Source organism: Streptosporangium nondiastaticum (assembly GCF_003011965.1).
Taxonomy (GTDB): Bacteria; Actinomycetota; Actinomycetes; order Streptomycetales; family Streptomycetaceae; genus Streptomyces; species Streptomyces nondiastaticus.
The window spans coordinates 1-8,567 of sequence record NZ_PXWG01000204.1 but is presented as its reverse complement, the minus strand read 5'-3'; the positions used below and the strand labels follow the sequence as shown (position 1 = coordinate 8,567).

General features: G+C 70.4%; 7 protein-coding genes. 5 read left to right on the top strand and 2 right to left on the bottom strand.

Annotated elements, in window-relative coordinates:
* The coding region (locus B7P34_RS33895) for an NYN domain-containing protein (RefSeq protein ID WP_146167010.1) at positions 1–782 on the bottom strand (782 nt) is incomplete at its 3' end.
* A 255-nt stretch (positions 783–1,037) separates the two neighbouring features.
* On the opposite strand from B7P34_RS33895, the gene B7P34_RS37850 reads away from it, so the two are divergent.
* On the top strand, positions 1,038–1,208 hold the full coding sequence (locus B7P34_RS37850) for a hypothetical protein (protein WP_189383260.1): 171 nt from the start codon (positions 1,038–1,040) through the stop codon (positions 1,206–1,208).
* Positions 1,209–1,349: 141 nt separating this feature from the next.
* Here B7P34_RS37850 and dnaE read toward each other — a convergent pair whose 3' ends face one another.
* Positions 1,350–4,895 (bottom strand): DNA polymerase III subunit alpha, encoded by a 3,546-nt coding sequence (dnaE, locus tag B7P34_RS33890; RefSeq protein ID WP_106681995.1) that lies wholly within the window; start codon positions 4,893–4,895, stop codon positions 1,350–1,352.
* A 114-nt stretch (positions 4,896–5,009) separates the two neighbouring features.
* Here dnaE and B7P34_RS33885 point away from each other — a divergent pair, with 114 nt between their 5' ends.
* From B7P34_RS33885 to B7P34_RS33870, 4 genes are all read left to right on the top strand, one after another.
* Positions 5,010–6,398, top strand: coding sequence for a DUF2252 domain-containing protein (locus B7P34_RS33885; protein WP_223268517.1), 1,389 nt, complete (start codon positions 5,010–5,012; stop codon positions 6,396–6,398).
* A 54-nt stretch (positions 6,399–6,452) separates the two neighbouring features.
* Positions 6,453–7,115: a hypothetical protein gene (locus B7P34_RS33880; protein ID WP_223268516.1), complete on the top strand. Its 663-nt coding sequence runs from the start codon at positions 6,453–6,455 to the stop codon at positions 7,113–7,115.
* A gap of 34 nt (positions 7,116–7,149) precedes the next feature.
* Positions 7,150–7,983, top strand: coding sequence for a thioredoxin domain-containing protein (locus B7P34_RS33875; RefSeq protein WP_106681992.1), 834 nt, complete (start codon positions 7,150–7,152; stop codon positions 7,981–7,983).
* A gap of 78 nt (positions 7,984–8,061) precedes the next feature.
* Positions 8,062–8,567 (top strand): hypothetical protein (locus B7P34_RS33870; RefSeq protein ID WP_223268515.1); only part of this gene is annotated, 506 nt, incomplete at its 3' end.

Here is an 8,567-nt window from a genome sequence, read left to right as displayed (position 1 = left end):
CCGGCGTCGGCCGGAGCGGGGCTCCTGATCAGCCAGAGGTCGAGCGCTCCCGCCTCGGTGCCGTCGGTGGTGGCGGGGGCGGCGGGCCGGGAGCCGTTGCGCTCGGCGGGCACCGGTTCGGGGGAGCGGGGGGCCGGGGCGGCGGCCGCGGCGGCGGTCTCGGGGAGGGGGGCGGAGAGGATCGCGGCGATCTCGGGGCCGGGGGCGGGCTGCGGGGCGCAGGCGCCGGTGAGCTCCTTGGCGCGGACGGCGCGGGTGATCCACGTGCGGTCGAGGACGCGGCGCTCGTCCGCCTCGGCGACGAGGTCCTCGGACTGGTTGTAGTCGCCGTCGGCGGCCTGGACGGCCCACAGGTGGACGGCGACGCCGTGCTCCTTGGCGGACATCAGCCCGGGGAGGAGGTCGCCGTCGCCGGTGACGAGGACGATGTCGGAGCAGGCGCGGTTGCGGGCGAGCTCGGTGAGCTCGGCGTGCATGGCGGCGTCCACGCCCTTCTGGGCCCAGCGGCCGTCGCTGCGGGTCAGGGCGCCCAGCCGGACGGTGACCCGGGGCATGACGCGGAGCCTGCGGTGCTCGGGCTGGGGCACCCGGTCGGGCGCGCCGTCGAACCAGTAGATCCTCAGCAGGGGCTGCTCGGTCTCGGCCTCGGCGCGCTCGCGCAGCCCCTGGATGAGGATCGCGTGGTCGACGGAGATGCGGGACCGGGCGGGCTCGCCGGCCAGCAGGCTCGCGGCGGCGCCCAGCAGATACCCGGCGTCCACCAGGACGACGCAGCGGTCCACGTTCCACCCTCTTTCTGTGCGTGCAGAAATTGCGGTCGCCCCCCGGCACGGCAGTGCCCCGGTTTTCCTCGGCTTTCCTTGGAGTCTGCCCGACCGTGCGGGGGTTATCAGTCCGAACTGGATCTTCGGCGTGGCGGATACGCCCTCACGGCGGTAAGTGCACGCATCACGCACGGTAATTACCCGAAATGCGCGGTTCGGCGGTGCGTGCGAGGGTGACCGCAGGGGGTCGTCCCGATGTGGAGGCACTTCAGCATGGCGAAGAACAAGGACCGGAAGCAGCCGAAGTCGGCGAGTGCCGCGGAGCGCGGCCAGCAGCAGGCCAGAAGCTCCTCGATCGAGTCCCAGAGCGAGCAGCGGGCCACGCAGGTCACCCCGGGCGACATGGCTCGCAAGAGCAAGCAGAAGCGCTTCGGCCACAACTGAGCGGCGGCGGGACGGCGCCCGGCCGACAGGAGAGGGCGCCCACCGGCGCTTTGACGCACAGAGGGGCGCACCCGGCTGATCCGGGTGCGCCCCTCGTGCGCGGGTGCGGGCGGGCCGTCCTGCCGGCCCGCCCGCGAATGCTCAGCCGGCCAGGCAGGACGGGCCGAGCAGCTGCTTCAGGTCGCCGAAGAGCGCCGGGTCGGGGGTGACCCGGTGCCGGTCCAGGCGCAGGACGGTGGTCTTCCGCGGCCCCTGGAGCTTGATCCGCACCTCGGTGGAGCCCCGGTGGTGGGTGAGGACCTGGCCGAGCCGCTCCACCATCGGCGGGGTGACCTTCACCGTGGGGATGGTGATGATCACGGGGGCGTTGGTGCCCGCGTTCGACAGGTCGGGGACCATCAGCTCCATGGCCACCAGGCGGGGGATGTCCTCGCGCTTGTCGAGGCGGCCCTTGACGAAGACGACGGCGTCCTCGACGAGCTGGGTGGAGACCAGCTGGTAGGTGGCGGGGAAGAACATGCAGTCGATGGAGCCGGCCAGGTCCTCGACGGTGGCGATGGCCCAGGCGTTGCCCTGCTTGGTCATCTTGCGCTGCAGGCCGGAGATGATGCCGCCGATGGTGACGATCGCGCCGTCGGCGTGCTCACCGCCGGTGAGCTGGGAGATCGCGGCGTCGGCCTTGTCGTTCAGGACGTGCTCGATGCCGAAGAGCGGGTGGTCGGAGACGTAGAGGCCGAGCATCTCGCGCTCCTGCGCGAGGAGGTAGGCCTTCTCCCACTCGACGTCGGAGAACTCCACGTCCAGCCCGAAGCCGGGCCCGTCGTCGCCGCTGTCGTCGCCCATGCCGCCGAAGAGGTCGAACTGGCCCTCGGCCTCCTTGCGCTTGACCTGGACGACGTTGTCGATCATCGGTTCGTAGTGCGCGGTGAGGCCCTTGCGGGTGTGGCCCATCTCGTCGAAGGCGCCGGCCTTGATCAGCGATTCGACGGTGCGCTTGTTGCAGACGACGGCCTCGACCTTGTCGAGGAAGTCGGGGAAGGAGGCGTACTTCCCCTTGGACTTGCGGCAGCGGATGATCGAGTCGACCACGTTCTGCCCGACGTTGCGGACGGCGGTGAGGCCGAAGAGGATCACGTCGTCGCCCTGGGCGGCGAAGTTGGCCTCGGACTCGTTGACGTTCGGCGGGAGCACCTTGATGCCCATGCGCCGGCACTCGTTGAGGTAGATCGCCGACTTGTCCTTGTCGTCGCGCACCGAGGTGAGCAGCGCGGACATGTACTCGGCGGGGTAGTTCGCCTTGAGGTAGGCCGTCCAGTACGAGACGAGGCCGTACGCGGCCGAGTGGGCCTTGTTGAAGGCGTAGCCGGCGAAGGGGACCAGCACGTCCCACAGGGCCTGGATGGCCTCGTCGGAGAAGCCCTTCTTCTGCGCGCCCTCCTTGAAGAAGACGAAGTTCTTCGCCAGCTCGTCGGGCTTCTTCTTGCCCATGACGCGGCGGAGGATGTCGGCCTCGCCGAGCGAGTACCCGGCGACGATCTGGGCGGCCTTCTGCACCTGCTCCTGGTAGACGATCAGACCGTAGGTGACGCCGAGGACCTCTTCGAGGGGCTCCTTCAGCTCCGGGTGGATCGGCGTGATCTCCTGCTGGCCGTTCTTGCGCAGCGCGTAGTTCGTGTGCGAGTTCATGCCCATCGGGCCCGGCCGGTACAGGGCGGACACGGCGGAGATGTCTTCGAAGTTGTCGGGCTTCATCAGCCGCAGGAGGGACCGCATGGGCCCGCCGTCGAACTGGAAGACGCCGAGGGTGTCACCGCGCTGGAGCAGCTCGAAGGTCGTGGGGTCGTCGAGCGGGAGGGCCAGGAGATCGATGTCGATCCCCTTGTTGGCCTTCACCATCTTGACGGCGTCGTCCATGATCGTGAGGTTGCGCAGGCCGAGGAAGTCCATCTTCAGCAGGCCGAGCGACTCGCAGCTCGGGTAGTCCCACTGCGTGATGGTGACGCCGTCGGTGTGCCGGACCCAGACGGGGACGTGGTCGGTGATCGTCTCGCTGGACATGATCACACCGGCCGCGTGCACGCCCATCTGCCGGACCAGGCCCTCGACGCCGCGCGCGGTGTCGATGACCTTCTTCACGTCCGGCTCGTTCTCGTACATCCCGCGGACCTCGCCGGCCTCGCTGTAGCGCGGGTGCTGGGGGTCGAGGATGCCGGAGAGCGGGATGCCCTTGCCGAGGACGTCGGCGGGCATGGCCTTGGTGATGCGGTCGCCCATCGCGTACGGGTAGCCGAGGACGCGGGCGGAGTCCTTGATCGCGTTCTTGGCCTTGATGGTGCCGTAGGTGCCGATCATGGCGACCTTGTCGGCGCCGTACTTCTCGGTGACGTAGCGGATCACCTCGGAGCGCCGGCGCTCGTCGAAGTCGATGTCGACATCGGGCATCGAGATGCGCTCGGGGTTGAGGAACCGCTCGAAGATCAGGCCGTGCGGGATCGGGTCGAGGTCGGTGATGCCCATGGCGTACGCGACGATCGAGCCGGCCGCGGAGCCTCGGCCGGGGCCGACCGCGATGCCCTGGTTCTTGGCCCACATGATGAAGTCGGCGACCACGAGGAAGTAGCCCGGGAAGCCCATCGAGATGATCGTGTCCATCTCGTACTCGACCTGCTTCATGCGGTCCTCGGGGATGCCGCCGGGGAAGCGGCGGTGCATGCCCCGCATGGTCTCCTCGCGGAACCAGGTGACCTCGGTGTAGCCCTCGGGGATGTCGAACTTGGGCATCAGGTTCCGGAACTGGAACATGCCCTCGGTGTCGACCTGCTCGGCGACCAGCCGCGTGTTGGCGCAGCCCTCCTGCCAGGCGTCCGAGGAGTCGATGGCGTACATCTCGTCCGTGGACTTCAGGTAGTAGCCCGAGCCGTCGAAGCGGAAGCGGTCCGGGTCGGAGAGGTTCTTGCCGGTCTGGATGCACAGCAGGGCGTCGTGGGCCTCGGCCTCGTGCGCGTAGGTGTAGTGCGAGTCATTGGTGACCAGGGGCGGGATGCCGAGCTTCTTGCCGATCTCCAGCAGGCCGTCGCGGACGCGGCGCTCGATCTCGATGCCGTGGTCCATCAGCTCCAGGAAGTACCGGTCCTTGCCGAAGATGTCCTGGTACTCGGAGGCGGACTTCAGGGCCTCGTCGAACTGGCCGAGGCGCAGCCGGGTCTGCAGCTCGCCGGAGGGGCAGCCGGTGGAGGCGATCAGGCCCTCGGACCACTGGCTGATGGTCTCCTTGTCCATGCGGGGCCACTTGGTCAGCCAGCCCTCGGCGTAGGCGTCGGAGGACAGCCGGAAGAGGTTGTGCAGGCCGGTGGCGTTGGCCGCCCAGATCGTCTTGTGGGTGTAACCACCCGAGCCGGAGACGTCGTCCCGCTTCTGGTGCGGCTGGCCCCACTGGATCCTGCGCTTGTTGCGCCGGGACTCGGGGGCGACATAGGCCTCGATGCCGATGATCGGGGTGACCCCGGCCTTCTGGGCGGAGTGGTAGAAGTCGTACGCGCCGTGCAGGTTGCCGTGGTCGGACATGGCGATGTGTGTCATGCCCATCTCATTGCAGGCATTGAACATGTCCTTGAGCCGCGCGGCACCGTCCAGCAGGGAGTACTGGGTGTGGACGTGCAGGTGCGTGAAGGGCGGCTTGTTGGCCACGGTGGGAGACCTCCGACGGGAGCGGGCGGTGGGGCGCAGCGGACGCAGCGGGACAGTTTCGAAGGTTACCGGCCCCCACCGACAGCCGCGGGCACGCGCCGGTACCCTCACGCGTTGAGCACGACAGCACACACGTTCGTTCCATGCCCCACCCAGGAGGACCCCGCGATGGCGACCGAGCACGACCGGGCCGCGCAGCGCGGCGAGGAGATCCTTGCCGTTTTCGACACCGCCTTCGGTGAGCTGCTCGCGGCCGACCCCGCCGCCTTCCGGGTCAAGTTCCGGAAGATGGCCGCCTCCGCCTTCGCCTTCTACCGGGGCACGGCGTGCCTCTTCTACCGCGACCTGGCCGCGGAGGCCCCGGAGGGCGCCGCGGGCCCGTTCCTGGACGAGCGGACGAGCCGGGTGTGGATCCACGGCGATCTCCACGCCGAGAACTTCGGCACGTACATGGACGCCAACGGCCGCCTGATCTTCAACGTCAACGACTTCGACGAGGCCTACGTCGGCCCCTTCACCTGGGACCTCAAGCGCTTCGCGGCCTCCGTCGCCCTGCTCGGCCACGCCAAGGCGCTCAGCGACGAGAAGATCACCGAGCTCGTGCGGACCTACGCCGCCGCCTACCGCGAGCGCATCCACGCCCTGGCCACCGGCGCCGGGCAGGACGAGCTGCCGCCCTTCACGCTCGACACCGCCGACGGCCCGCTGCTCGGCGCCCTGCGCGAGGCGCGCTCCATGACGCGCTTCGGGCTGCTCGCCTCCATGACGGAGATCCGCGAGCACGACCGCCGCTTCGCGGCCGACGACGGCGCCATCGAGCTGGACGCCGCCACCCGCTACAAGATCCTCGCGGCCTTCGACGGCTATCTGGAGACGCTGCCCGACACCAGCCTCGCCCGCCCCGACTCCTACCGCGTCAAGGACGTCGTCGGCCGCCGCGGCATCGGGATCGGCAGCGCCGGCCTGCCCTCGTACAACATCCTCCTGGAGGGCAACAGCGACGCCCTGGAGAACGACGTCGTCATCTACATGAAGCAGGCGCAGACCCCGGCGGTCTCCCGGCACGTCACCGACCGGGCCGTGCGCGACTACTTCCACCACGAGGGCCACCGCACGGTGATCTCGCAGCGCGCGCTGCAGGCGCACGCCGACCCGTGGCTCGGGTGGACCGAGCTCGACGGCGCCGGGCAGCTGGTGGCCGAGGTCTCCCCGTACGCCGTCGACCTCGACTGGTCGGACATCGACGATCCGGACGAGATCGCCGCCGTCGTCGCCGACCTGGGCCGGGCCACCGCCACCATGCACGCCGCCGCCGACGACCAGAGCGGCCACTCGCTGGTGCCGTTCTCCACCGAGCGGGCCATCGACGCCGTGATCGCCGCCGACGAGGAGGGCTTCCCGGAGCTCCTGGTGGACTTCGCCCACTCCTACGGGGCCCGGGCCCGCGCGGACCACCAGATCTTCGTGGACCTCTTCCGCAACGGCCGCATCCCGGGCCTCTAGGCCCCGGGCTTCCAGCCGTGGGCGCCACCCCTTAGCCGAGGTTTACGGCGGGCCGTGCCAGACTCGTTCTCCATGGACATATCGGCGGCACGGCTGCGGGCACTGCGCGCGGCGCTGTTCACAGCGCTGTGCGTCACGCTGTCCGCGGGCTCCCACGTGCTGCTGTCCGGGAGGCCGCTGCCCGTGCCCGCCGTCGCGGCGGTGTCCGCGGCCGTCTTCGCGCTCGCCCACTCCCTGGCCGGGCAGGAGCGCGGCTACCGGCACATCGCCGCCCTCCTGGTCCCGCTGGAGCTCGGCGCCACCGCGCTCTTCACCGCCGGGCAGGACACCTGCTACGGCAGCCCCGGCCACGCCGCCCCCGCCCCGGGGGCGCTGGCCTGGCTGTGCAGCGGCAGCACGGGCGGCCCGCTCGCCCGGCTCGCCGGCCCGGGCACCGCCCCGTGGCTGCTGTTCGCGGGGCACGTCGCCGTCGGCCTGCTGGCCGCCGCGTGGCTGAGCCGGGGCGAGCGGGCGCTGGCGCAGCTCCTGTGCGCCGCGGCTGCCGCCGTGTGCCGCCCGCTGCTGCCCGTCCGCACGACCGGCGCCCCGCTGCCCGGCAGCGTGACCGTACGGTCCGCGCGGCCCGCACCTCCCGGCCGCGCCCTTCCGCTCCTCGTCCACTCCGTCGTACGGCGCGGGCCGCCGCGGGGGCCGGCCTCCGGCCTCACCCCCGCCTGACCCACTCCACGTACCACGGAAAGATCGCACCACCATGAGCAAGCGCAACAACTGGGAGAACAAGCAGTCCGCACGCGAGCGGCTGCGCGCCGAGCGCGAGCGCCAGGCCAAGAAGGACAGGACGCGCCGCCAGCTGATCGTCGGCGGCGCCGTCGTCGCGGTCCTGGCCGTCGGCGCGGGCATCGTCGTGGCCGTCTCCCAGCTCGGCAAGGACGGCAAGAGCGGCCTGAACGCGAGCTGGGAGGCCGCGTCCAAGAAGGAGCTCGTCAAGCCCGCCAACACCGGCGGCGACAACGGCACCGAGATCCTCATCGGCAAGAAGGACGCCAAGCACACCCTGGACCTCTACCAGGACATGCGCTGCCCGATCTGCTCCGTCTTCGAGCAGAGCGTCGGGGACACCATCGACAAGGACGTCAAGGACGGCAAGTACAAGGTCTCGTACCACGTCGCCACGTTCCTCGACCGCAACTTCGGCGGCAGCGGCTCCAAGAACGCCCTCAGCGCGCTCGGCGCCGCGCTGAACGTCAGCCCCGAGGCCTTCAGCGCCTACAACAAGGCCCTCTACTCCAAGGCCAACCACCCGAACGAGACCAAGGACGACTACGCGAAGGACGACGTCCTGCTGAAGGTCGCGAACGAGGTCCCGGCGCTCAAGGGCAACGCGGAGTTCGAGAAGAACGTCAAGGACGGCACGTTCGACAAGTGGGCGCTGACGGTGTCCGACGAGTTCGACAAGGCCAAGGACGTCACCGGCACCCCCACCCTCAAGATGAACGGCAAGAAGCTGACGGCGGAGGACGGGAAGAACGTCCCGATCACCCCCGACCAGTACACCAAGGCGATCGACGCGGCCCTCAAGTCCTGAGCCCCGCGCCCCCGGTGTCCCGTCCCCTCCGGTGACGTCAAGTGATGCCGAATCTTCACACGACACTTAACGGATGCCGTGGCAGACTTCGGCCTCATGGAGGGGACGGGAGTTCGACTGAGGGCGCTGCGCGCGGCGCTCTTCACGGCGCTCTGTGTCACGCTGTCGGCCGCTTCGCACGTCCTGCTCTCCCGCACGCCCCTGCCCGCGGCCACGGTCGCCGGGCTGGTGGCGGCGTTCTTCGCCGTCGCCTACGCCCTCGCCGGCCGTGAGCGCGGCTACGGCGCCATCGCCGCGCTGCTGATCCCGCTGGAGCTGACGGCGGACACCGTCTTCACCACGGGCCAGCACGCGTGCTACGGCAAGGCCGGCGGTCCCGTCGCGGGCCCGCTGCACTCCCTGGGCCTGGACTTCGCCTGCCGCGGCGAGCTCGGCACCCCGCTGGCCCGCATGGCCGCCGACAGCACCTCCCCGCCGGCCGGCGGCCCGGCGCTGCCCTGGCTCCTGCTCGGCTGCCACGTCGCGGTGGGCCTGCTCGCCGCCGGCTGGCTGCGCCGCGGCGAGGCCGCCCTGGCCGGGCTGCT